Genomic DNA, 24704 nt, shown 5'->3' with positions numbered 1-24704 from the left:
TAATTAATTCAAGCTCCCAACAAATTTTCTGTTATGAAATCAGAATAAACTCCAAAGAAATGATAATCATTAATAATTTCTCTAGCTCTATTCATATCATTAACTGTATGAATATAAATATTAAATTGATCCAAATTATTGTCCATTTCTGCATACGCATATACATCTGTAATTACTTTAGTTCCCCACTCATTATCCATATGCATAACCACTACAGGAACATCTTTTTCCTTAACAATTTGATATATTTTTTGACCATCTGAATCTACATAATAATGATACAAGGTGAATATGATTTCATCAAATCCATAAGTTTCAATTGTATCATAAATTTCTGGTGTATAAGCCTGTGGTATAAATCGATGAAGCAAAGATGGATCTACTTTGTTTATTTCTTCCACTAGTTCACTATACATACTATTTGTTGAATCGATATCAAATGTCTTAGAATCAAGAATAATGTAAAAATCTTTAACTTCAGTCATGATTTCTAATAAATCAGAGAACATCATCGTGGTATACTTACCCATAATTTTTGCATTTTTAAATTCTTCTGTCGATAATGGGGCATATTCATCATCTCCACCAATATCGGTTAGCTTCGTTCTAAAATCGACCCAAGTATGTGTTAAACAAATATCACCATCACTTGTACGCTCCAAATCAATTTCAAACAATCGAGTTCCTTGATTATAGTTATACACCATTGCTTCTAAACTATTTGTGTAATCAATGTTATCTATTCCACCCATAGCATGAGCCATCACTCGATAGGTATTACTCCAGTCATCAATGAGATCCCCTTGATTTTCAAAAATAAGCTGTGTTGGTTCATTTGATTCTGTTGGAGTTATTGTAGGTTTTTGATTATTACTTTTTTCCGTGCACCCTACGAGCAAAAGTACACAGAGTAAACAAATTATTTTCTTCATTGCTATTTACTCCTCTTCACTTTAACAATACCGCTATCAAATAATGTATCCATACATTTATCTGTTTCTTTGTCAAATTCAGGATTTTCCCAATATCTTATTAGTGAGTAATCCACATCATAATCTTTAATAAATTCACATGCTCGTTCATAAGGAATATCATCATATTTTTCTTCCCAATCATAATGTCGTCGAGTAATATCATAGAATACCCAATCAACTCGAATAAATGGATAGAAATAATCTCTGGAAGTGAATATTTGATATGCTTCTGGAATAAAAGTACGTACTCCATTCACTTGAGATATGATTGTCAATTGATCATCTTGTGGATGATTCTTAAGTTCTTCTTGCAAGAATTTGATTGACTTAAACTCGTGTGGTTCTATTTTGTATAGTGACTCTGTATTTTTTCCACCTATAAAATAAAAAGTATACAATCCTTCTTCATAGCCTAACCATGAGAATGCATGACCAAGAATAACAACTCCTATTAATATGAACTCAAATATCCATTGCCATAATTTTTGCCACTGAATTGCTTGATAAATATAGATTAGCAATATTAATTCAGTAAATGGGTTAAATAGCACTTCAACTGTTCTATAGAAGACATTAGAAGCAATTAAGTATGATATTGCTGTTGTAGTAAGTGGATTTAAAAATACAAATAGTATTAACAATATCATCATTTTAATAAATTTATCTTCTTTTGTTTTTGCATAGATAATTACTAAAATAACACCGATCCAACGTAAAGCATTCATAATATTATCTATCCAAAATGAATACACAAATGTATAGTCCTTAACCATGTCATATTTTTGATGATCTTGAAAATAATATGAATAGTTGTATAAATATTCTGGTTTAAAGAAATTAATATACGCTGAGAATAGAATCGCAGCAACGGGTACAACGATAAAGAATATGAGTTTTGCATTATTAAATAAAAATTCTTCAATGTTGATAATTAGCTTTCTTATTGGTCTTGTGAATCTTCCAAGATAATATGTTGAAAAAACAATTAGGAATGCTGCACCTATATAGATATTTGTTCTACAAAACATTACAGTCGCATAAATAGCAATTGGTAGAACAAAAATAGACATATCAACAAAAGTACGTTCTTTTTTGATCACAAACAAATAAACTGCAAGGCAATAAAGAATCGCAAAAGAAATAAACAAGTAACTGCTTGAACAAGCCAATCCTGCTCCTACAATAAAGGGAATTACGTATTTAATATTTTCATTCTCTTCTTTAAGCCATCGATATGCATAGAAGATTAGCATTGTCGCAAGGAGAGTTCTAAATGTATTTCCATAAAAACTAAATGCAACTCGCCAATAATAGAAATTAGAATAAAATAAAGTAAAGAATAACAAACAAAATTCAAACCATTTATTCTTTAGTTTAAAATATTTTATAATATTAACGATAAACATAGAACTAATTAAACTATACAGCATTCCCAGACCCCAAGTTGAAATCATAATATTTTCAACATATCCTGGTTTTCCTAGTAAATAGAAAGGAATATTGATTAACCAACATAAAAATGATGCAAAATGAAAATATCCTTGATATAGATATAAACCATCCCATTCTGCACCAGGAAGTCCTGAGTATAAATTAAACATATTTAACTGTTCAATATTGATATTTTGAGAAATGTAGTTTAGATACATAGGTGAATCAGAAAATTCAATATCTATAAATAGCTTCGAAAATACAATGATAAAAACAATAAACACACCTAACACAATTAGAGTATCTTTTCTCAATAGATTCTCTACTACTTTTTTTATATTTTTTAAAGTTAATAAAGTTCCAATAATCAATACAATAAAACTACTGCCAATAATCCAATTAAAAGATAAATTAAATATTTGAGCAGGATAATACAACAATTGCAATAGCGTCAAGAATACAACAAAACCAATAGGAGCCGCAAATCCTTTTCTTTCAATATTTAGTTTATCTAGGATTGCAATTCCTACACCTGTAAATATTCCAATAAGCGAAATCAATACAAGTAATATTTTAATCATATTCATTCATTTATCACCGTTTATAGTCTACCATAATCAACCACTAAAATGAAGTCTAATCGAGGCTTAAAATTAGATGAAGTAATCCGCTATTCCAATAAATTGATACTTCATTTGTTGAATAACTATTGTATCGGTCTAAATACATTTTGGCAGCAGGAGTATTCTCACCAAGTTCATTTAACAATGCATCATCACGATCACTATTTGCTCCACCAACTAATGCACCCTTTAATATCGTGTTTTTAGCTTTAGCTAGTCTAGAATGCATATTAGTTGGTGAGTTTTGTCCATAGCCTACAACATATGACCTATTTAGCACATTTTTCCCTAATAAATAATTTACTTGCTCTATCGCTAGTTGTCGATATGACATCTCATTTGTAATATTATAAGCCATCGATAATAGAATTCCATTATCCGCTATACTTCCATTACTTCCCCAAGAATAATGCTCTAATGCAGTAGAATATCCATCACTGTATGCAATTCCTTGGAGAACATTTGCATCATTAACAAGTGAAGTTTTCATTAATTCGTAAAATTCTTTATCATTCTTGGCATTTTCATTAACTAAATACAAATAACGTCCAAATCCACCAATATCCTTCCACGATAGCCCTTGAGCACTCGTATTGTCTTGGTTGTAAACCTCTTTAGCAATATCCAAATACAATTTATCCTGAGTAACAGACCACATAGCAATAGCAGCATAAAATCTCTCATCTGAATCTTTACTATCTCTATATTCTCCCGCTTGAATATCTTCAGGATTTTTAATCTCGCCATTATTTACTGAACTTAGCAAATAATCCCAAGATAGTTTTGCTGCTTCTAAGCATTTATTGCTAAAATCTGGATCAACATCAGCATAAATTTGACTAGCAAGTGCCATAATCGCTACAAAATCTGCTGTAGTTGTTGTAGATGATCCAACAACATAAAGTTGTTGATTATCTTGTTCTGGAATAATATCACCTGCAAACGAAGGTGTTACAACCTTACTATAGATTTCTCCCCATGATGTTTGCATTTTTAATAACCAATCTAGCTCATATTTTGCTTCATCTAAAATATCAGAAATGCCATTCCCACTTTCAGGAATTGCAAGATTATCTTCAAAATAAGCTGAGTTTGCCATATAGCCAAATAATAAATCACTTAATGTTTTAACACCTGTTTCAACATATCTTCCGTAATCACCAGCATCATGCCAACCACCACGAACACTGATTATTTGATCAGTTCCATAAATAAGTGCATCCGTGTGATGACAAGAAGCATGGGCTAAGTCACCAATATAATCAGTAGACAAATCATATCCACATCTTTGAATTGTAAGCATTTTCAATAAATCAGTAGCTACCGTCTTAAAAACATGATCTCCAATCTCAAATTCAAATGATGTACCACAAATTTGTGATTCGATTCGATATTTCCCAGGTGTCATAACATTTGTAAAATCACCAATGAAGTTCATCTCTCCTGTTTTAGAATTGCTTACTTTATTTTTTATCGCACCTGTATATACAACAGCACCTGTATTTACATCAATCACATTAAATGAATCGCCTTGACTATATGGGAAAACTGCTTGTTTTTGATCATTTATGCGATATCCTATATGATTTACTTTAATACTATTATCCGAATCTGTTGCATTTACAATATTTAAATTACGAATTGTAATTGTATGATATGAAGATGTAACCTCTTGCCCATCATTGCCTATATTAAGCAAAAACTCTCCATTCCAACAAGTTTCTTTATCCATATTAAATTCAACTCTTATTTGCTTATTCTCACCAATTGCGATTGGTTGTTTATATAGAATTTCTTGACTATCAGCATTCTTGAGTATCAATTCAACATTTCTTTGAACACTGCTTTCAATGTCAAAAACAATGATATAATCATCACCTTTTTTAAACGGAATTCCTTCTCTAAAAAATGTTGCACTCTCTAATGTTGTCCCTGGATATTCAATATTAATTACTTTCTCATTATAAGAAGCTTGTAGATTAACATTCGCATCACTTGCACCTGTATACCAAGAAGTTTCAAAACCTGTTGTGTTATCTACTTCTATTGGCGCGTAATTCACTTTTGTTAGTGGTGGTTCTTGTGTTTCTGCGGTCGGTGTGCTACTTGGTATATTAGGATTTTCTTCTTTGCTCATATTAAAAATGCTACTAACTAACATTCCAACGATTAGAAAACTTAATAAAAGAACTAATAATTTCTTCATTGCATTTCCTCCAATACTTATCAATTATACATGAATAAAAGAGAACCTTCACCTATGAACGTTCTCTTTCGCTAAATTTTCATTTTTTCTTTACTACAATAAAAACCAAAATCCCTAAAGAAACGATAGTAATAAATCCACCCACATATAATCCTTGTGGTATAAATGTCATTTGTACATCATGCATTCCCTCATTCAACTCAAAACCAATTAATCCAAAATTCACGACTTTGATTGGAGTATATTTGCCATCAATTTTTACTTTCCAACCTGGATCATATGGAATATTTGTCATCACCATTTTATTTGAGCTCGTTATTTTAATTTTTGCAGTTATTTCATCATCTTTATAAACAACATCTTCAAACTTATCTTGATTGTTCCAATTGTTATAGAGTTCATCCACATCTTGATTATCAATAGAGTATATGTTTATATTTGAATAATGATTTGGATTATTATTACTCGTACAATAAGCAAACACATCATTATAGGGTTTGTCTAATACAATTGCTTGATATCCAACCTCGTAGTTTGTCAACTCATCAAATTGATTACCCTCGTAGTACATTTCATATCGACATGTAGTTTGCGGATCATCTAAGGAATAATCTATATAATATTGACCTTCGAAATCAACGAGAGGTTTAAATACTTTATTTACTGAATCGAAATCAACAGCATCTGGCATTATATAACTTGACGTTGCATTTGCATCATCAACTATTATTCCTTGTAACATTGCCATATCTTGTTCAAATATACTTTTATCCTTAACATCTTCATACGAAATCAATTTATTAGTCGCATAACCTAATCCCATGTCAATGCTATTTTCAAATTTAATATAATTCGATTCATTACTACTATTTATTTCATGATACCCATAAGGAATTTCTGTATCTTTACTTTGAATTAAATATTTATTTCCTAGTAATGATTTTAGTAAATATTTTGATGGTTGGTATCCATTATACCATTGATTACCAAATCTATTTTCATATAATGGTGCTGTATAATAATTATATACACTTACATAAAATGAAAATCCTTTATAGTTATTAGCTAGAGGAAGATTATAACCTAAGTTATCTCTGCTATCAATTTCTAAACGATAAAACGAATTCGCAGTTTCTTTACTTTTAATCTCATCAATCACGTCATGATAAAATATTTTTGAATGATAGTAGTCTATAGACTTTCCTTCATCGATTATCCAATGATCACCATTAAACATTCGTACAAATAAACAGAATATAATCTCAACTATCAAAACAAAATAAAATAATCGCTTGAATTTGATTAAAGAGACAACATATAAACAACTGATTAGAATTAAAAAAGGAATCACATATTTTTGAATCAATCTATTTTGAATGCTTATAAGATCGATAGTTCTACTTAAAATTGTTAATCCTAAAATCATACTTATTACAATAAATGCATTGATAATTAGTGTTTTTTTGTTCCATTGATTTTGATTTTCAAGAACAAACGCAAGTAGCATACAGTTTATAACTACAAAGAAAAATGTCCAACGAATTGACAAATTTCCATTAATAATAAAATAAGAGAATCTAAATAATAGTAAACTATACATTATTACTGTAGATATCAACAAAACTTTCTTTCCTTTAAATTTGATATGTATTAATTGCCCTAATAATAAGGGAAATAAAATGGTCGTGTAATTGTATATTGTATTACCATCACCTATTCCATTAGATATTGCTCCAAAGTATAAATTATAATCATAATCATTACTTACTGGAGAAATCATACTTGTTATTGTTCTTAAAATATCATTTAAACTAATGACAGAAAAAAGATTAAATCCACTTGAATCTATTCTATTTGTAGATAAAAGAATAAAGATAGATGGAAGTATTACAATCATACCCATTCCAATTCCCAATAAATAAAAAAGTAATGTTTTTCTTAGCAAGGGCAAGAATGTTTTCTTATCAAACTTTCCATACTTCATAAAGTATCTACAAAGCATGTAAAAGAGAATAAACCAGCTCATCATATATAATTGATAGATACTTAATACACCCAATCCTGCGATTGACAGTGAAAATAGTATTTTTTTCTTATCTTCGAATATATATTCTAAGCAATATAAAATAAGTGCTAAATAGATGTACATATCCATAAAGTGAGGCATATGCATCCAAAATAGAATCCAGCCAGAAAAAGTAAATACTATCGAAACAGTAATTCGAGCTTTTTCATTTATTATTAGTTTTGATATCCACAAATATGCAAGTATTGAAATAATAAGAAATCTAATTACGTCAATAATTGCAATAAAATAGACTAAATACTCTTTATTTGGAGCTAGTAACATTAAATAAAACGAAGGAGATCCTAACACTGTAAAAAACATTGTAAACATATTCGCACCTAGTCCCATGGTACTGTTCCACATACTGAATTCTCCTAGGCGTATCATATCATAACTATTTGAAACAAATTGAATATACTGGTCTGCTCCATCTCCAAAAAAAAGAAGAATACCATTATGATTAATCAATAAGAAACAATAAAAAAAGAAGAGAATAATTGATATAATGATTAGTAATTTTTTGAATTCCTTTGTCATGATATCTCTCCCTCTTTAACTATTTTTTATTTCTCATAAATTCATTCACATGCATTTGAAATAAAATTTGCGTTTGATTTTTAATTGAATCTAATATGACTCCCACTAAGAATAGTATAAATGAAATTATACAAAGTGATGCAGCCAATACTGCAGAAGGTATTTTAGTAATAAATGCTGTTTGAATAAATTCTGTAATTACTGGGAGTCCCACAATCAATCCAACTAAACCAAATATAAATGAAATTATCCCAAAAAATAAAAATGGGCGATAATTTTTAAACAAATCAAACAGTGTAACAAGTACTTTCAATCCATCTGAAAAGGTATTCAGTTTTGACTCCGAACCCTCTGGCCGATCTCGATATGTAATTGGAACTTCTTTTATGTTCATTCCATAAACTAACGAGAATATTGTCATTTCAGTTTCAATTTGAAACCCATCACTCATAATAGGCATGCATTTTACAAATCTTTTACTATAAGCTCGATATCCCGTCATAATATCTTTTACATCACTTCTAAATAATTTATTAATTAGCCCTTTGACAAGATTATTACCAAATCCATGAAATCCTCTTTTATTCTCACTAAAGTATGTTCCATTACTTAATCGATCTCCTATAACCATATCAACATTATCATTTATTACAGGGTCGATTAACTTTTGAACTTCTTCTGCAGGATAGGTATCATCCCCATCTACTAAAACATAGACATCAGCATCTATATCTCTAAACATGGATTTAACAACGTTTCCTTTTCCTTGCTTAGACTCTCTCTTTACTATTGCGCCCGATTTAACTGCCAATTCATATGTTTTGTCTTTAGAATTATTGTCATAAACATAAATATCTGCATCTGCTCTATATTTTCTAAAATCGGTTACTACTTTTTCCACTGTTAGTTCTTCATTGTAACAGGGTATTAAAATTGCTATCTTCATATAATATCCCCCACGAGTAAAATAGTATCATAATTTTTATTTATTATTCTATTATACAAAAAAATAATCCATTAATATACTTATAACTAAAATTTACCTTAATTCTTTTAACGAATATTAATTTTAATGTATAATAGTAAGTAAATAAAATGAGGAGAATTAGATGAAGAATAAAACATCGCAAATAAGACTACTATCCTTTTCTTCGCCGATATTTTTATTTTTAATAGTGTTGGCTTTATTGAAAATTCTACCATTCGGTGACAAAACCCTTCTTTCATTAGATCTAAATAGTCAGTATTTGGCTTTCTTTTCATATTTAAAAGAAATAGTACATGATCCATCAGCAATATTTTATTCATTCAGCAAAACATTAGGAGGAGAAAATTTTGGTTTAATTTCTTATTATTGTTTGAGTCCTCTCAATTTCATTTCATTAGTTTCCCCCACAAAATATCTTCCTATAGCTATTACTTTCACAATACTAATTAAAATTGGGTTAGCTGGTCTCTCATTTAACTATTTCGTTGATAATAAAAAATATACATCTTTATTATTTTCTACATCTTTTGCACTCATGTCTTTTTTCATTACCTACTATAGTAATTTACCTTGGTTAGATTCTATAATTTTACTTCCTATTATAGCCAAAGGAATCGATAAACTTATATCACAATCAAAACCTTTATTATATATAATCTCCCTAACATTTAGTATAATTTTTAACTACTATATTGGATTTATGTTATGTATATTTTCGCTTATTTATTTTCTATATAAATTGGTTTTGGATGATGAATTAACTAAAAAGCAAATATATAAAATCCTGGCTAATTATATTCTATCATCTTTACTAGCTGTGGGTTTATCTTCAATCATATTACTACCAACATACTATTCATTACAAAGTAATAAGCAGATTCTTGATTTAAATCGTTTTGAACTTAAATTCAATATGTCATTTTTTGATTTAATTTCAAAATTAGTTATAGGTAGTTTTGATTTTAACGAAATAATAAGAGGTTTACCTAATATTTTCTGTGGTTCCTTAATTATCCTGTGTGATTTCATGTACTTCTCATCAACCGCTAGAACAAAAAAAGAAAAATTAGCATCACTACTGGTCATAATGATTTTCATCACTTCATTTATCATCCAACCAATAAACATGGTATGGCATGGTTTCTCTACACCAAATTGGTTTCCTTTCCGATATAGTTTTATCTTTTCATTTTTCTTAATATATTTTGGATACCTTGGGTTTCGTGATTACCAAAATAGAAAGTGCAATAAAAGGCTTTATTTAATACTTACGTTTATTTTCATCTTAACTATTGCTTTGCTATTGACCCACTCTTATTTGTATCTAAATAATCTTAAGATAGCAATTACAATCATTATAGTATTAGTTTTATTAACTTGTTTTTTATTAAATAAAACAAAATATTTATTTATTATTGTTGCAATAGAATTGACTTTAAATGGTTATTTGATTTTAAAGGAATTAAAATTTGAATCATTCACTGAATATAAATATTTTGTTGATCAATACCAACCTTTGATTGATAAGGCAAATGAATTAGATAATGGCTTTTATCGACTTGAAAAAACCAATTATCGGTCACACAATGACTCATTATTACTTAGCTACAACGGAATTTCGCATAACAGTTCCGCAGAAACAAATAAAACGAGATACTATTTGAGTTCAATTTTAGGATATAGTAGCGAAGATAATTGGGCTCACTATAATTCTGGGACTACTTATTCAAACGACTCATTACTGAGTGTTAAATATTTATTAACAGGTGAAGATTTATCTATTGGATATGAAAATATAGTTGATGTAAATGGAATAAAACTTTATAAGAATATGTACGCTTTACCATTAGGAGTTGTAGTAAGTGAAAAAGTGTACCAATCTGATTTGCAAGAATTTTCTTGGTTTAGTAATCAAAATTCAATTTGGAAATCGCTTTCCTCTAATTACAGTTTAGATATTATGCAGCATCTGGAAATTGGAGAAATCATTCTTCATGATTTAACTCAAATCAATAACGATACATTAACGTTTAATTCTAATGGAGAAAATCCATTTATCGAAATCAAAATAAATCCATTAAAACATTCTCCAATTTATTTGTATATGAATTCATCTAACGAAAAACAAGTTGAGATATTTGCGAACAATCAATTTATTGGTAACTATTTCACTTATGGGCAACATCAAGTTTTAAGAATCGGTGAGTTTGATACTAATGAAGATCTTACTATCAGAATCCAACTTTTAGAAGATAGTTTAAATATTGATTACCTAAACATATTCTATCAAGATATGGATATCTTTAATCAATATTACAGAGAAATAACAAATGATGTTTTCGAAATTTCATTTTTATCACAAGGTTATATCTCTGGAAATATTAATGCTTCTAAAGATGGAATAATGATGTTGAACATTCCATATGATCAAGGTTGGAAAGTAAAATTAGATGGAAAACCAATTGATACAAATTCTGCATTGAATTTATTCCTATCATTCCCAATTGAACAAGGAACACACACAATTTCACTTTATTACTTACCTAGAGGTATAATAAAAGGAGTAACAATTTCTTTGATTTCTATCTTTGCACTAATCATATTTTTGAAAAAAAATAATTAAAAAGTAGTTTAATTCTATATTACAATTAATCAAAGAAAAAAACTCATCCCCCGTTCTTATTACAAGATTCGGTGATGAGTTTTTTTACTTATTTCTAATTTATTAGAATAATATTTTAATTGTATTCATGTACTGATATATGCTCATCCATCCTTTTATGAGCAGATTTTGTTGATTCTTCAACTATAACCATTTTTTCAGATATTTTCTTTAAATCATCTTTTAATTCTTTGATCTCTGTCTTAATTCCAAGAACAACATCTAATTTTGCACTAACGGAACCTTTGAACTCACTATCATTCGCAATTTTTTTATCACGATTCGAAATCCAGCCAGCTAAGCCAATAAAACATCCAATTATCGCAAATAGTAAGCCTAATGTAATCGATCCATTTTGATCCATGTTATTCCAAAGTATTTGCTTTGTTGCGTGCAAAATAAAATGTCATAATCATGGTTACTAAGGGAATAAATTGTTCTGTACTTACTTTATTTACAAACCATCCGAAAATAAGCGCAAATATCATACTTAATGTAATAATGCTTTTTAAATCAATTAATTTGTATAATTTATCTTTCATTGTATCACTCACTTTCTTCAATACTATAAACACGAGAGTCAAATTGAATATCGCCTATTTTATTTTCATATGAAAGCCCATTATAAATCCAACTTCCTTGAACTTTACAGTGTTGAAACCCATCAGATTGTATACCCTTAACAAACATGATTAAATCAAAATCTTGAAAACTATTTTCAGGTATAAACCCTATAATTTCTCCATTAACTTTTTCACGTATATAAAGCCCTTCTTTCTCTACTCTTATTCTTTTTAGTTTTTGCTCATGGGTTTCAATTGATTCTGCTTCACAGCAAAGAGAAAGGAACTTTTTCCAAGTTCCTTCCTTTCTAATTCGATGCGGACAATTTTTCTTACTCCAATCATAGTGCTGTCTTACATTTTCAATGGGAATGTTGAATTCTATCATTAATTGTTTCGTTACTTCAATTGCATTGTAAAATGCTTTACTATGTCTATCACTAGAATAATCTGTTGAGTAACATATTTCGATTCCAATTGATTCTCTATTTCCTATACCTTTACTTCCATCACCTGCATGCCATGCATTTCTATTCAAAGGTATTCCTAAGATAGCGACCTTATCATCTACTGCTATATGAAAACTTGTATTGCTTAAATTCTTTTTCATATAATTAATTTCGTTTTGTGCAGAGGCATTGTTCCCAGTATTATGAATAGTAATGTATTTTGGATTTAATACATATGGACATTTTAATCCATATTTATCTTGCGAGATTAGTTGTTGAATTATTTCCATTAAATCACTCCTTTCTAGATCTATTTCTTTTCTAACCACATTGTACAGATACATGAAAAGTTTGTCACAATATTTGTTCTTTTTTGCAAGTTATCAAATCCTCCTGAATGCCTTATTAAATCAATTGTTAGTCCTGTGTAATTTGTTATTGAAACATAACCCAACGAGTAACTTGTTCGTGGTTGGCAATATAAATACTGAATATTTTTCCCATTCAATGTTTTATATAAATGTGTTTGCGCATTTCCGCTCCAATCATTCGCTAATCCATTTTCTAGAGTGATAACTAAAGGAATTAACTTACTGTTGTCATAATTAATAGTGCCAGATCCTTTCAAGGTTGGATGCTCTCCAAATTCAAATTTAAATCCTGCTGGAAATGGTGAATCATTTCCATTCACTAATACTTTTCCAAGTACCATACTAACCACCAACCTTTTCCAGCCACTTAACCATAGTGATTTTATAAGTTCCAGTTGCGTTTGTAGCATTTCCACCAAAATATTTGCATTTTTTTAAGTATTCAAGGCCATACAAAGATTCAACATCCATATATGTCATACATGTCTCTTTGCCACCACCTGACCAAATAAATCCATTAACCCAACCAATTGGTGTACTTTGCATTGCGAAATGTATATACCATTTAGCTGTCCCAGACCACTCTAACTTAAATGTCAAAGGAATAATTTCTTGTGGTATTAATCTGCTTATGATTCCATCATTAGAAGTACTTACTATATCTTTAATTCCCCTCATGATTTTGTATCCTGCGTACTCACTCTTCTGATTTATAAGAATTCTACCCAACATGGTTGATACCACCTTTCGCAAGAAAGTTGAGGATTTTTTTAAAAGAGGATTTATACCCCCCCCCCCCCCCCGCTTTTTTCAAACCAAGAAGTTATTTCAACTATAAACACACTCTTATTAGTTGGATTATACTTGTGTATTACATCAATTGGTTTCGATTTACTGATTAAATCATTCCAGTTAAAGTTAAATGCAGATAAAAAATCCAAATACAAAATTGTTGAAGTATTATTCACCCAACCAGATTGTGTAAAACCTACATCAGCTAAAATGAGGTTACCAGCTTTAACCGTAAATCCTCTATATTCATCTAACTTCAATTGATACACCCTTCCTGTTAAAGGTACAATATTTGCATTTGAATTACATACTTCTATATTCATTTTACCCGTTACATATTTATAACCAGGTGGAAAAAAACCTTTTGCTTTTGTTAATATTTTTCCTAACATATTACACTACCTCATTCTTTCTAGTTTTACGACAAACCATAAACTTAAGTTCTTTCCCGATTAAATTATCACTTGCATAAATTCTTAGTTTACTCGTTTTTGAATAGTTAAATGGTGCTACCCCTAATTCACTTGTTGGTATATTAGGTTGCAACTCAACATAATCATTTTCAGTACAGTTAAACAATACATCCGAAAACCATGGATAAGTTAAGTTTGGATCATTTTCTAATTCTTCCTCATTTGCAGTTGAGGAAGTAAGTTGTGTCCATATAGCTGTAGTAGGAATAACTAGCTTATTCAAGTCTTTAGTAAGTTTTGAAATAATATCTCCCGCTAGTGTTTCATCCAAAGCACTTTGAATTAATTCCATGTTTTCACTAATTTGTCCTTGTAACTGTTGAAATAAAGTTGTAGTATCTATTCCTTTTACTGTCTGTACTACAAGTCCACAAAATTCATTATTTAAACGCAAATCTGTTATACGCTGTTGTGTAATTGATGTCGTGTTTTTTGCTACAAAGATATCTGCGATACCTAACTCAAATATATCACCGCCCTGATTTGGTAATGGACGAGTAATTTCTGGTGCTACAGGATTTGTTGCTCCAACCCCTTTCTTTACATATAAATCAATCGTTCTGTCTGCTAAATTTAGACGCAGTACAATACGGTCAATTCGGTCTAAACTCTCGCTTGCTTGAATTGCTAACACACGTTCTGTATCTTCCCAACCAAAATACCCTTCAATCAAGCATAACCCAGGTAATACCTTAACATTCATTCCTTCTTGTATTGAAACTTGTAAATTTGAGCTGGGATTTGGATATACACCATTTGTGAAGAATGATTTGAAAAAATGAGCAAAGAATTCCGCATCTTCCGCTCTATCAAAAATAGGCATACCACTATCGTTATAACCTGTTATATCCGAATTAAAAAAACCACTTCTCATGATTTTACCTCTCTTTCTATAAATTTTGTAATAGTAATATAATCATCACCAAATTTAGGTTCAATTCTTATCTCACCATTTTCATATACTTCTTTTACTTCTGTAATTCTCAAGGAAGACATTTTATCTATACTTCTGATTTTTACTGTACAAAGATCTCCTAAATCATAGTCTCTTCTATACAATAAATTCTCACTACTTAGAATATTACAATCGATAACTTCTACTAGTTTATTTTTATCTAATTCTTGCTTCCCCTTATCAGTTAAAACATTCCTATCACTATCAGAAGAGGACACAACTTTTTCTCTCCGTCTTTCACCCTCTTTGATTTGATTTACTTCAACTCTTAAATTATCTTTTCCAACTACATAAGCAAAATTGATATAATCACTCATATCATGTGAATAATCAATATTTACTATATTGTCGTAATCATCTGAAAAAACAGCCCACGAGTTGATTGTTTGTTCCTCAGTACGATCTAATCCTTTCCACACCGAATATACCAGTTGATTATTGAGATAGTCGTATTCGATTTTATGTGCTAATTCCTTCTCTTCTAAGAACTCATTTAACTTTTTACCAATCACGGCATTCTTTAATTCCAGTGTTGTAGATTCACCTAGTTTACTTTTAATCGCAACGCTTAAGTAATTCACTTTTCTCAATGCATCTGTAGGTTGAATAAAATTTTCATTCAATAATTGGTATGCAATGTCCTCATGATTTCCAGTTAGTTTCTTTTCACCTACTACAACCCTATCATCTAAAATTGCAGTGATAAATCTTCCACTAACTTTCAAAGAGTATTCATTACTATCAGATCTTTCATAAGTAATTTCTTCAATTAACGCTAATTCATAATCTTTGCGAAATAGATATACACCTTCTTGAAATAATTTTATATGACTAATATCTGTCTCTAATTCAAAATCACCATAATCATAATATTTTCGATTCCACTGAAGAGAACTAAAAAGTTCAATCGTTGCGATTTCTTCAAAATTCCTGTCTAGAATTAATAATTCCATCTTCTATACCCCCAAGTATTTCGGAGTATAGTAAACACGTACATCCAGATTTGTATAGTTTTCTAACGCATCATACGCTATTTTATTATCACCAAGTTCAAGTTGGAAGAATGTAGATAACTTGTTCTTTTCTTTGAAAATATTAACGCCATTCTTTGTGATTCCTTTTTTACCAACATTTGTGTTAACTACAATGACATCATTCTTTGCCATATCTTGAACGACTTCAATGAATTCTCCTGAGCTTAATAAAGTAATCTTAGGATTTTTAACAACACCTCGTTTAGCAATGAAGTGAATTTCTACACCAGTTGGTACATCACCCTTATTATTCAAAAGAACTTCTTTGGATAAGGTATTATAACCCATGACTTGATATCCCAAATTCTTACTACCACTTTCATTGAAGTTAATCATTCCTAAAGGAAATGTAAACATCGGCGTAATAGCAGCAATGTTTTTACCAAAGTTATCCAAATCACTCCAAAATGGAAATGGACATTTTAATGCAACAGATCCCTCTAAATATGACCACATTGATTCAATACTCGACCAACTAAATTCTTCTAATTCGCATTCAATCTGTGCTTGACTATAACACCAATTCATTTTAAGTTTTATTGTTTTATTAGGATTAAAAAACTTTTGAATTTGTTTTCTATAAACTTCTGTATTGTTGATATCATCAATTCCAAAAGTAATGTTAAGAGAGCGTTCATCAACTTTCTTACCGGTAATTCGAACTCCATCAGCAGTAGCGATAGATGTAGTATGTAATATGTAATCTGGTGCTTCAAATCCTTCTACTCGAACTACTTTTATTGTTTCACCAACTCCCATTTTAAGAGTTGAAATACCATTATCAAATGTTAGTAATAAATATTTTTTATCCATATCATCACTTCACTTTCCTTAAATCACGTGCTGCTTTTTGTAGTGCACGACTGACATCACTTGGCTTTTGTATTGGTTGATTAAAACTTAAATTCTGCGTTATTTCTGTAGATCCTGTACTATCTAAAACCAAATTAGGACGAGGAATACCAATTTCAAGTGTAGTAGATAGTCTGCGTTGAACACCACTTAAAATCATTTGAGAAAGACTTCTACCACCAGTTGACCATGATGGCTTTATAGAATGATATTCACCTGCTGAATCATCAAACGAAGCTCCTGGCCCATTGGGATCCTCTTTGTAAGGCCCATCGAATCCTCTGTAGACTGCTTCAATAACCATTTGCTTTGTTGGCAAAACCATTGCATTCAGAATCGCTAATACCTCCGTACTAAATGATTCACCACTTATTTGTCCATTTTCAATCATACCTCGAACTGCTTCTTCACCAAATGTTCTATTGTGTTCAGCGCCTTCAGCAAGACCTGCTTCTGATTCTTTTACTAAATTTTGTTCATTAATTGCATCTTTCGCTTTTTGTAGTTCTGCTTCAGCAATGGCTTGATTTTCAAGTGCAAGTGCAAGTTGTTCTTCATAAGCACCATTGGCTTCAGGATTGTTTTCTTCCATTGTCTTTAAAGCAGCAACTGTCTCTTTTGCCTGATCAACTTGACTGGCTAATGCAGAAATCTGTTCTTGACCTTTTTCAGGATCATATAAAGTAATTTCACCTAAACCATTAATTAAGCTTAAGGCTCCATCATAATCGCCACTCGCAACAGCTTCAAGTACTGAACCATACTCACTAGTTGCAGCATTTGCTTGATTAATTAGTTCGTTATTGGTTGCCATAACACCATTAAGATCACTTTGTCTTGTAACCAACTCAGAAATTTGAGAAGGATCTAAATTAAATTGCTTCGCATATTCTGCTGCGGCATCAGTGCTGACGGTTAAACCTAATCTGCCATACTCTTCTAAATCAATATCTTGAAGCTTTGATTTGATATCACTTAATTCTTTTTGATATTCAATATTTTCTTTAATCGCATCATTCTTCTTTTTCATATTTTCAGCATAATCATCTTGATATGCATCTAAATATGCTTGTGCTTTTTTTGCTTTAATCAACTCACCCACAGAATCCTTAAGATCAATTACTTCTCCATTTTGATCAACTATTTTTTGGCTTTCTTCATCCAAATGAGCATTTAGTTGTGGAAACGCATCATTCAACTGGCCTAATGTTACTGCAAGTTGCTCTTTAGTTCCTATGTATACACCATTTTCATCAATATTTCGACGAAGTGAATTATAGTAACTTTCTAAGACAGAAATTTCACCTAATTCAATATCCATTTGTCTTTTTGATGCACTCGCCATTTGATCCATACTTGCTATAGAATCCTTAATAGTATTATTCTTATCAATCATTGCATAATGTTCTGCATTTATAACCTTGTCATATTCCATTAAACCAGCAGTTAAAGCCGCAATAGCACCAATACCAATAGAAACTACTAGACCAACCCAACCTGTGGATGCGGTAGTTAATGCTTTTATTCCTTCAGCTGCACCATTTGCTAAATCTGCAATTGTTTTAAATGTACTAAATACATCAACTGCTCCTTTTACTCCATTCCATACATCACCTAAAGTATCAGCATAAGAATCAAATTCTGATTTTGATTTGCTTACACCTGTATTTGACAAAGCAATTGTTAACCTTTTAACTGCATCTTCATTGTTCTTAAATTTTATTTCCAATGTTTTTGATTCTTCTGAAAGTTTTTGTATTGAATCTAAAATCATCGAAAAACTTGTAATAGATTGTTTTGATTTTTCTGACAAACCCAATATTGACTCCCCAAACATGGATACAGCATTATCATTGTTTAAATTACTTGCATTACTTGCAAGTTTTTCAATATTGCTTGAAATACTTGGTATTAATTCTTTTAATGTCATGAATGCTACAGTAAGATTATTTAGTTCTTGAGAAGAATTTTTAATTGAATTCTCAATGTTAGCAAAGCCTTCATCAATAGAGCTACTTATCTTATTCACATTTTCCATTGAATCTTCTATTGTTGATACCAATTTTTTTAATACTGAATTACATTTCTTTATAATCTTATCAACATCTTTTGAATTTACTTTGATATCATAGTAAATTGTTTGTTTTTGAATTGTCATTTATTTTGACCTCCTTTCACACCCAAAAAAAAGGAGTTCGCAAAATCATTGCTAATATCCTCTTGTTTCTCCAGTGAATACTCTTTTTTCAGTTTTCTAATTCTCTGCTTTTGCTTAGCTGAGTAGTTTTCATCAATTTCCATACTTCTAATATTCATGATTTGTATTAATCTAATTTGCTCATCACTAATATTCTCCAATAAGCAACTAAACGCAAACCAATGCAAATTAGTTTCAATTAAATTAATTTTATAAACTTGCATAAAAGCTGATAAAATCAACCCACTATCAATAGTGTAATCTATCACTTTGTTATGCTTCTTACTGTTTGTTTTTTCTTCTTGATATAATTGAATAAAGCCAATTAACTCATTAAATGCTAATGATGTATTTCTAGGTATGTTATTACCATAAAATATACGTATAGAATTGATTATTTTTTCTTGCTCACAAAATAAATCATTGTCAAGAAGTTGTATAATAGATAAAATACATTTAAAATCAGTATTTACCTTGTAAACAACTTCTTCAACAATAACTTCATTAGGATATTCATCTAGGAGGAAGTTAAAAGACATCTTAATTCAATTTTTCAGGTGTGTTTGAATCAACTATTTTATTCAATTTTTGTATCTTGAATTTCTCTATCTCAGCAAGTAAATATTGTACTAGCTCAGCTATGTTGTTAAAATCTATAACTCTATCTTTAAATATTTTCTCAAAGCTTTGCTTACCTAATAATTCTTCAATGAAATTTTGCATTGATTCTACATAGTTTTGTATATCGTTTAATTCTGGTTCTTTGATTTGTGCAATTACAATTGATTTATTTCGAATTTCATTAATTGCTTCAATTACTTTATTAGTCGATAAATCAATTGTGTATTGCTTATCTTCTATTTCAACACTTAACTTATTACTAAAATAAAATGCCATGTTCAATTCCTCCTATAATTTTATCTTATGCTTCTGCTCCACCATCAACAGTGAATGTTTTGGTAGACATATTGAATGATCCAATTACAGCATCACCATCATATGTTAATGTAGCTGTTACAGCTAATGCTTCACCTGAAGGACCTGAACCTGGATTATCAATTGAGATAACTACTGGTTGCTTAACAGCCTTGCGTGCTGTTTCAGTACCTTCCCAAGTGTCCACAACAACAATATTTGTATGTGCTTTTGCACCAATATCCCAAGTACGTGCAATATCAAGAATATATTCCATTACAGGATCATCCGAGAATGCTTCTGCAGTAATTGCCATAGTAGGTGCATAACCGTTAATACCTCCTGCAGCATTTTGTTGGTGAACATATTGTTTTTCTGCAGTTTTTGCATTTCCTGCAACAGTCCAGTCTGTTACACCATTTCCAAATAATTCATATTTTCCATCGATGTCTAAGAACGCTAAGCGTTGATGTCTTAAAATTGTAGCCATAATTTTTTCTCCTATTTTTCTATATTTACATCATTGATTGGAAAGGTTATTTGAATTTTTAATAAGTCCTTATCTTTTTCAAAATTTACACAAACTTTTTGTTCTTCTATATCATTTAAAATGCTTTTATTTTTTATTTGTTGTGTATCTAGCACATTTGCATCAACACCGTTTGTAGTAGCAATTTTAGATTGACTATTGAACAATTCCTTAAGTTCAGTTATCTCTTTCACAACTTTTTGTGTTTTTAGTTTTTCTGCATTGATGTCTTTACCATTTTCCGCAAAAACATAATTAATTTGCTCGGTAGTAAATCCTCTCGCGATTAATTCTGACTTCTTCATATAACCATTTCCTCTCATAAAAATAGTTTTAGGTGCATCCACCAATAGACTATTTAAGGTCTAATCTACTGACCAAGTTATCTAGATATCTTTTATTGCTAGTTATTTATAAATAGCAAGCGTGTCCGTAAAGTGGACCTGAGACCATTATATATGTCTTCTGTGCGAAACGCGTTGCAGCTTTTGAAGAATCGCTTCTTTCTTACGACATATCGTTGATTTGTCATAACTATACACTTCTGCAATGCGATCATAGTTTTGCTCAAACCAATATACTCTTTCAAGTAAATCAATTTCAACATCATCTAACTCTTGTAAATAGAACATGATTTCTCTTACTGCAAATAAACTAGCATTTCTTTTTTCAATATAATATTTTTCATCTTCTAAACACTCCAATATATTATTTTTAAATATTCTTGTACCTCGTTGTACTTTTGCCTCTTCATAACCTAATATTTTGGGTGCATGTATGTTACCTGATAATTCCTCATTGATTAATACGAGTTTTTCCTCAAATTCAATAAGAGATAAAACTTGATACTTAAATAATTTCAACTTTAAATCCAGCTCAATTTTTCTCATATGAGCCACTTTCATTACTTTCTAATAACTCGGTAATTTTATAGATTTTAAATTTTACTAGTTGTTTAAAATTAGATGTTTGACAAAACTGTTCTCTAGTTTTTATTCTAAAACTTCCATCTTTTTCAATTACTGGATTATCATGTTCATCTTTCTCAACATCTTCACAAAATATTCGAACAAAATTACTATTTCCTTCTTTCGATATTAAATTAAACCCATTCCTTACTGCATAATTCAAAAATTCAAATTCATCTTTTGTAAGCATACCCAAACTCCCCTCTTCCTATTTAATTCTTGAACATCCCACTTAACTGCCATCAAGTTTTCTACTTCATATAATTTAAAAGAGTTCATACTTTTAGTGTTTATCAAGAAACTTGAATATATTTCAAGTATATATCATGATATATGATTTTTCAATTGATTTATCACAAGTTTCTTGAATTATTTTGGTTGACAAGATGTTTTTGCTTTGATATGTTTAGATTAATATTAGGAGTAATAATTATGGGAATAGGTAAAAGAATAAAAGAAGCACGTGAAATAAAAGGACTAACACAAGTTCAGCTAGCAAAACTTATCGGTGTTACTCCTTCTGCGATAACAAATTATGAGAGTGATACAAGTCACCCAAAAGAGCAAATACTGTATGATTTAATGAAACACTTGAATGTAGATGCTAATTTCTTGTTTCAAGATGCCATTGATTTCAAAAGAGAGTCTTTCACTGCAGCTGAAATCGAACAAATACACAAATTTAGAAGTCTTGATGATTATGGCAAAACAGCAGTTAACTCTATGCTTGAACATGAGTATAGACGAGTAACATCAACCTCTGGACAGTTTTTTACACGAGAGGATGCCTATCAGTATTTAACATCAACACAAATTTTTGCAATGGGTGGTTTTGATCCTGAACAAATGAATAGTGATGAATTGATTGAACTAGCTAATGAACTTTACACAGTTAAAAATAAATAAAAGGTGAACTTATGAAAATCGAAGAAATTATACAAGTTGCTCAAACCATTAAATCTTCAAATATTTATGATGTATTAATGGAATATAATTTGAATATAATTTATAGTGAAATATTGAACAGCAAAAAATTTGATGCAACACTTTCAGAGAATTTTATCCTTATCAAATCCGATTTAACACCTGAATACGAACGTTTTGTGTTATTTCATGAACTAGGTCATTATCTATTACATCATGAATCTGGAGTTCGATTCTCTTTCTATCTTTCAAAATATAAAAATCGCATAGAAAATGAAGCAAATGTATTTTCATTTCTTTGCTTAACTAAAGATATTGATTTAACAAACATGAATATTATCGAACTCTCTACTAGCCTGGGAATACCAGAGAAAATTGCAACGAAAATATATGAATTTTTGATTTCGAAGCAGCTTAATGTATTATCAAATAAAAAATAGCTATTTTTTATGCTTTTTATACAATTACGATGTAGAACATACTTAATTTATCAAAGTTCAACTACCTACTTAATTCTAAAAATTTATATGATTATTTGATTGGTTTTGATACATTTTCTAAATATTATCAAACTATAAAAACAAAAATATTTTCAAATAGAAATATATGTATTAGTTAAAATATTATTAGTTAAAAATATATATTTTCCTATTTTATAAAAGAATTTTTATTGCTTATCTATTTAATATACTTTTCCTTATGATTACACCATTTTTTGTTCTATAAATCAATATTAAGAAAATCGTAGCAAATTCAGCAGTACACATTATTATCATGATTAGAAAACGTATAAAAATCTCAATGTCCAATGTAGATATAACCAAATAATTTACATATGAAACAAGTAGTAGAATAACTATTCCTAAAATTTTCTTTACCAGATACACCTTTATATTAACAACTTGATCTATTTGATTAATCAGTATTATTCTAATAATCCAAATAAATATATTTGAAATAATTGTACCAATAATAACTCCATTAAGTCCAAATATCCTTGAAAAATAGATAGATAGCACAATATTCATACTGGCCATAATCACATCATAATATCTTTCGTTAATTAATTGTCCTGTTGTTCTCAAATATGAATATAATGAGAATTGGGAGAATACTATCACAAAGTTGAGTACTAACAAAACTGTTGTAAATTGTGATAAATATTCAGCTCCATATAGAATATTTACAAACATATCTGTTAATCCTAACAGGTATAAAGAACAAAATGCAATGATGACAAAACAAACACAATCATACAATTGAATTAATTGTGATTTGGACTCTGTATTTGTTTCAGCTGAATTGATAATTTCTGAAAAACTTGCTTGGATTGATTCAACACCCCTTTTCGCTAGAAGTGTAATTGTCATGAAAATCATATAATAATTACTATAAACGCCTACTTGAATAATACCGCAATTCATTGATAGAACAATGGAGTCAGTTGAATAATATATATAATCACTTAAATCAATTACTGCTTGTTTTATCGCTACTTTCTTAAGTCTTACAAAGTGAGTTAATGATATCTTACTTGAGATTGGGAAAATATGATATTCTTTATTTGTTATGCGACTACATATAAATGAATATAAAATCATTTTAAATGAAACTGCGAATACATATAGAATATAGTTTTCAGTTTTAAATATGATTACTATTTGAAGTGCAGCAAAGAAAACAGTCAAAATCAAGTCAACTATAAATAATTTATATTCTTTTTGCATAACTATCATTATTGAACGTTTATAGTCCACAAATACATTACTTATTGATGCTAGAAATTGTGAATAAAAAGCAATTTGAAGAGTTTCTATACTTAAAGTATTTGATGAGATAAATAAATTTATATTAAAACATACTACTGTTCCTACAATAAGTAAAGCAAAAGACAATAAATATGTTATCTTCTTACTTATTAATACATATTCAGCAAAATCATCCATTTTATTATTTGCAAATGCTTTATTCAAATGAATATATGTGGCAGTTCCATAACCACAACACAATAATTGTATTGTTGCAAATAAACTAATCAAAACATCTTGTGCTCCAATAACATCAATACCTATGACCATTAGAAATATTTTTCTATTAATCATACCAAAAAGCATTGAAACAACAGAGAGTGTTATCCCAAATACTAAATTTTTGAATGAATTTGAAGTTCTCTTTGTCATTTTACTTTTCATC

25 protein-coding genes are annotated in these 24704 nt (G+C 29.5%); 3 read left to right on the top strand and 22 right to left on the bottom strand.

Features of this window, described 5'->3' with window-relative positions; all coding sequences use genetic code 11:
• Positions 1-8 precede the first annotated feature (8 nt).
• The 5 genes from B5D14_RS04730 to B5D14_RS04710 form a co-directional block, all read right to left on the bottom strand.
• Positions 9-932 (bottom strand): PI-PLC domain-containing protein, encoded by a 924-nt coding sequence (locus B5D14_RS04730; protein ID WP_078711446.1) that lies wholly within the window; start codon positions 930-932, stop codon positions 9-11.
• A 2-nt stretch (positions 933-934) separates the two neighbouring features.
• Positions 935-2992 carry a glycosyltransferase family protein gene (locus tag B5D14_RS04725; RefSeq protein WP_078711445.1) on the bottom strand — a complete coding sequence of 686 codons (2058 nt, stop codon included), beginning with the start codon at positions 2990-2992 and terminating at the stop codon, positions 935-937.
• Between the two features lie 49 nt (positions 2993-3041).
• Complete coding sequence (locus B5D14_RS04720; RefSeq protein WP_078711444.1) at positions 3042-5234, bottom strand: glycoside hydrolase family 9 protein; 2193 nt, start codon at positions 5232-5234, stop codon at positions 3042-3044.
• Between the two features lie 79 nt (positions 5235-5313).
• A complete protein-coding gene (locus B5D14_RS04715) occupies positions 5314-7839 on the bottom strand; it encodes a YfhO family protein (protein WP_078711443.1) in 2526 nt (841 codons plus the stop codon).
• 19 nt (positions 7840-7858) lie between these two features.
• Positions 7859-8785 (bottom strand): glycosyltransferase family 2 protein, encoded by a 927-nt coding sequence (locus tag B5D14_RS04710; RefSeq protein ID WP_078711442.1) that lies wholly within the window; start codon positions 8783-8785, stop codon positions 7859-7861.
• Between the two features lie 163 nt (positions 8786-8948).
• Between B5D14_RS04710 and B5D14_RS04705 the strand changes: the two genes are divergently transcribed.
• On the top strand, positions 8949-11450 hold the full coding sequence (locus tag B5D14_RS04705; RefSeq protein ID WP_078711441.1) for a YfhO family protein: 2502 nt from the start codon (positions 8949-8951) through the stop codon (positions 11448-11450).
• 115 nt (positions 11451-11565) lie between these two features.
• Here B5D14_RS04705 and B5D14_RS04700 read toward each other — a convergent pair whose 3' ends face one another.
• The 16 genes from B5D14_RS04700 to B5D14_RS04630 form a co-directional block, all read right to left on the bottom strand.
• The gene (locus tag B5D14_RS04700) at positions 11566-11853 is read right to left on the bottom strand and encodes a hypothetical protein (RefSeq protein WP_078711440.1); all 288 of its coding nucleotides are present in this window, start codon (positions 11851-11853) and stop codon (positions 11566-11568) included.
• 1 nt (position 11854) lies between these two features.
• The gene (locus B5D14_RS12225) at positions 11855-12031 is read right to left on the bottom strand and encodes a hypothetical protein (RefSeq protein ID WP_200804758.1); all 177 of its coding nucleotides are present in this window, start codon (positions 12029-12031) and stop codon (positions 11855-11857) included.
• Positions 12032-12035: 4 nt separating this feature from the next.
• Positions 12036-12791: a peptidoglycan recognition protein family protein gene (locus B5D14_RS12220; protein WP_078711439.1), complete on the bottom strand. Its 756-nt coding sequence runs from the start codon at positions 12789-12791 to the stop codon at positions 12036-12038.
• Between the two features lie 20 nt (positions 12792-12811).
• Complete coding sequence (locus B5D14_RS04690; RefSeq protein ID WP_078711438.1) at positions 12812-13213, bottom strand: hypothetical protein; 402 nt, start codon at positions 13211-13213, stop codon at positions 12812-12814.
• 1 nt (position 13214) lies between these two features.
• Entirely contained in the window at positions 13215-13604 is a 390-nt protein-coding gene (locus tag B5D14_RS04685; protein ID WP_078711437.1) for a hypothetical protein, read from the bottom strand.
• A 50-nt stretch (positions 13605-13654) separates the two neighbouring features.
• Positions 13655-14056 (bottom strand): hypothetical protein, encoded by a 402-nt coding sequence (locus B5D14_RS04680; protein WP_078711436.1) that lies wholly within the window; start codon positions 14054-14056, stop codon positions 13655-13657.
• A 1-nt stretch (position 14057) separates the two neighbouring features.
• Positions 14058-15011 (bottom strand): hypothetical protein, encoded by a 954-nt coding sequence (locus B5D14_RS04675; protein WP_078711435.1) that lies wholly within the window; start codon positions 15009-15011, stop codon positions 14058-14060.
• Complete coding sequence (locus B5D14_RS04670; RefSeq protein WP_078711434.1) at positions 15008-16045, bottom strand: siphovirus ReqiPepy6 Gp37-like family protein; 1038 nt, start codon at positions 16043-16045, stop codon at positions 15008-15010. Before B5D14_RS04670 ends, B5D14_RS04675 begins: the two co-directional genes overlap by 4 nt.
• A 3-nt stretch (positions 16046-16048) precedes the next feature.
• The gene (locus tag B5D14_RS04665) at positions 16049-16939 is read right to left on the bottom strand and encodes a phage distal tail protein (protein WP_078711433.1); all 891 of its coding nucleotides are present in this window, start codon (positions 16937-16939) and stop codon (positions 16049-16051) included.
• A gap of 4 nt (positions 16940-16943) precedes the next feature.
• Positions 16944-19136 (bottom strand): coiled-coil domain-containing protein, encoded by a 2193-nt coding sequence (locus B5D14_RS04660; RefSeq protein WP_078711432.1) that lies wholly within the window; start codon positions 19134-19136, stop codon positions 16944-16946.
• Positions 19133-19714: a Gp15 family bacteriophage protein gene (locus B5D14_RS04655; RefSeq protein WP_078711431.1), complete on the bottom strand. Its 582-nt coding sequence runs from the start codon at positions 19712-19714 to the stop codon at positions 19133-19135. Before B5D14_RS04655 ends, B5D14_RS04660 begins: the two co-directional genes overlap by 4 nt.
• A gap of 1 nt (position 19715) precedes the next feature.
• Positions 19716-20072 (bottom strand): hypothetical protein, encoded by a 357-nt coding sequence (locus B5D14_RS04650; RefSeq protein WP_078711430.1) that lies wholly within the window; start codon positions 20070-20072, stop codon positions 19716-19718.
• Positions 20073-20097: 25 nt separating this feature from the next.
• Positions 20098-20580, bottom strand: a complete 483-nt coding sequence (locus tag B5D14_RS04645; protein WP_078711429.1) for a hypothetical protein — start codon at positions 20578-20580, stop codon at positions 20098-20100.
• A gap of 11 nt (positions 20581-20591) precedes the next feature.
• On the bottom strand, positions 20592-20924 hold the full coding sequence (locus B5D14_RS04640; RefSeq protein ID WP_143254387.1) for a hypothetical protein: 333 nt from the start codon (positions 20922-20924) through the stop codon (positions 20592-20594).
• A gap of 147 nt (positions 20925-21071) precedes the next feature.
• Positions 21072-21509, bottom strand: coding sequence for a hypothetical protein (locus tag B5D14_RS04635; RefSeq protein ID WP_078711427.1), 438 nt, complete (start codon positions 21507-21509; stop codon positions 21072-21074).
• Positions 21496-21777, bottom strand: coding sequence for a hypothetical protein (locus B5D14_RS04630; RefSeq protein WP_078711426.1), 282 nt, complete (start codon positions 21775-21777; stop codon positions 21496-21498). The genes B5D14_RS04635 and B5D14_RS04630 overlap by 14 nt, the downstream gene beginning before the upstream one ends.
• Positions 21778-22019: 242 nt before the next feature.
• Between B5D14_RS04630 and B5D14_RS04625 the strand changes: the two genes are divergently transcribed.
• Complete coding sequence (locus tag B5D14_RS04625) at positions 22020-22493, top strand: helix-turn-helix domain-containing protein (RefSeq protein ID WP_159443727.1); 474 nt, start codon at positions 22020-22022, stop codon at positions 22491-22493.
• 11 nt (positions 22494-22504) lie between these two features.
• A complete protein-coding gene (locus B5D14_RS04620) occupies positions 22505-22951 on the top strand; it encodes an ImmA/IrrE family metallo-endopeptidase (RefSeq protein ID WP_078711424.1) in 447 nt (148 codons plus the stop codon).
• 234 nt (positions 22952-23185) lie between these two features.
• Here the strand turns inward: B5D14_RS04620 and B5D14_RS04615 are convergent, their stop codons facing one another.
• Positions 23186-24691 carry a lipopolysaccharide biosynthesis protein gene (locus B5D14_RS04615; protein ID WP_143254386.1) on the bottom strand — a complete coding sequence of 502 codons (1506 nt, stop codon included), beginning with the start codon at positions 24689-24691 and terminating at the stop codon, positions 23186-23188.
• Positions 24692-24704: the final 13 nt, after the last annotated feature.

This window comes from Anaerorhabdus furcosa (assembly GCF_900167375.1).
Lineage (GTDB): Bacteria > Bacillota_I > Bacilli_A > Erysipelotrichales > Erysipelotrichaceae > Anaerorhabdus > Anaerorhabdus furcosa.
The sequence above is the reverse complement of the archived record's forward strand: the minus strand, read 5'-3'. Positions and strand labels throughout refer to the sequence as shown.

Excerpts from the sequence above, each read along its gene's own strand:
- B5D14_RS04630 (WP_078711426.1), bottom strand. The coding sequence starts at position 21,777 with ATGCTTACAAAAGATGAATTTGAATTTTTGAATTATGCAGTAAGGAAT.
- B5D14_RS04650 (WP_078711430.1), bottom strand. The coding sequence starts at position 20,072 with ATGGCATTTTATTTTAGTAATAAGTTAAGTGTTGAAATAGAAGATAAG.
- B5D14_RS04705 (WP_078711441.1), top strand. The coding sequence starts at position 8,949 with ATGAAGAATAAAACATCGCAAATAAGACTACTATCCTTTTCTTCGCCG.
- B5D14_RS04690 (WP_078711438.1), bottom strand. The coding sequence starts at position 13,213 with ATGGTACTTGGAAAAGTATTAGTGAATGGAAATGATTCACCATTTCCA.
- B5D14_RS04715 (WP_078711443.1), bottom strand. The coding sequence starts at position 7,839 with ATGACAAAGGAATTCAAAAAATTACTAATCATTATATCAATTATTCTC.
- B5D14_RS04710 (WP_078711442.1), bottom strand. The coding sequence starts at position 8,785 with ATGAAGATAGCAATTTTAATACCCTGTTACAATGAAGAACTAACAGTG.
- B5D14_RS04635 (WP_078711427.1), bottom strand. The coding sequence starts at position 21,509 with ATGAGAAAAATTGAGCTGGATTTAAAGTTGAAATTATTTAAGTATCAA.
- B5D14_RS04685 (WP_078711437.1), bottom strand. The coding sequence starts at position 13,604 with ATGTTGGGTAGAATTCTTATAAATCAGAAGAGTGAGTACGCAGGATAC.
- B5D14_RS04720 (WP_078711444.1), bottom strand. The coding sequence starts at position 5,234 with ATGAAGAAATTATTAGTTCTTTTATTAAGTTTTCTAATCGTTGGAATG.
- B5D14_RS04700 (WP_078711440.1), bottom strand. The coding sequence starts at position 11,853 with ATGGATCAAAATGGATCGATTACATTAGGCTTACTATTTGCGATAATT.
- B5D14_RS04625 (WP_159443727.1), top strand. The coding sequence starts at position 22,020 with ATGGGAATAGGTAAAAGAATAAAAGAAGCACGTGAAATAAAAGGACTA.
- B5D14_RS04660 (WP_078711432.1), bottom strand. The coding sequence starts at position 19,136 with ATGACAATTCAAAAACAAACAATTTACTATGATATCAAAGTAAATTCA.
- B5D14_RS04680 (WP_078711436.1), bottom strand. The coding sequence starts at position 14,056 with ATGTTAGGAAAAATATTAACAAAAGCAAAAGGTTTTTTTCCACCTGGT.
- B5D14_RS04655 (WP_078711431.1), bottom strand. The coding sequence starts at position 19,714 with ATGTCTTTTAACTTCCTCCTAGATGAATATCCTAATGAAGTTATTGTT.
- B5D14_RS04615 (WP_143254386.1), bottom strand. The coding sequence starts at position 24,691 with ATGACAAAGAGAACTTCAAATTCATTCAAAAATTTAGTATTTGGGATA.
- B5D14_RS12220 (WP_078711439.1), bottom strand. The coding sequence starts at position 12,791 with ATGGAAATAATTCAACAACTAATCTCGCAAGATAAATATGGATTAAAA.
- B5D14_RS04670 (WP_078711434.1), bottom strand. The coding sequence starts at position 16,045 with ATGGAATTATTAATTCTAGACAGGAATTTTGAAGAAATCGCAACGATT.
- B5D14_RS04640 (WP_143254387.1), bottom strand. The coding sequence starts at position 20,924 with ATGAAGAAGTCAGAATTAATCGCGAGAGGATTTACTACCGAGCAAATT.
- B5D14_RS04665 (WP_078711433.1), bottom strand. The coding sequence starts at position 16,939 with ATGGATAAAAAATATTTATTACTAACATTTGATAATGGTATTTCAACT.
- B5D14_RS12225 (WP_200804758.1), bottom strand. The coding sequence starts at position 12,031 with ATGAAAGATAAATTATACAAATTAATTGATTTAAAAAGCATTATTACA.
- B5D14_RS04645 (WP_078711429.1), bottom strand. The coding sequence starts at position 20,580 with ATGGCTACAATTTTAAGACATCAACGCTTAGCGTTCTTAGACATCGAT.
- B5D14_RS04725 (WP_078711445.1), bottom strand. The coding sequence starts at position 2,992 with ATGAATATGATTAAAATATTACTTGTATTGATTTCGCTTATTGGAATA.
- B5D14_RS04620 (WP_078711424.1), top strand. The coding sequence starts at position 22,505 with ATGAAAATCGAAGAAATTATACAAGTTGCTCAAACCATTAAATCTTCA.
- B5D14_RS04730 (WP_078711446.1), bottom strand. The coding sequence starts at position 932 with ATGAAGAAAATAATTTGTTTACTCTGTGTACTTTTGCTCGTAGGGTGC.
- B5D14_RS04675 (WP_078711435.1), bottom strand. The coding sequence starts at position 15,011 with ATGAGAAGTGGTTTTTTTAATTCGGATATAACAGGTTATAACGATAGT.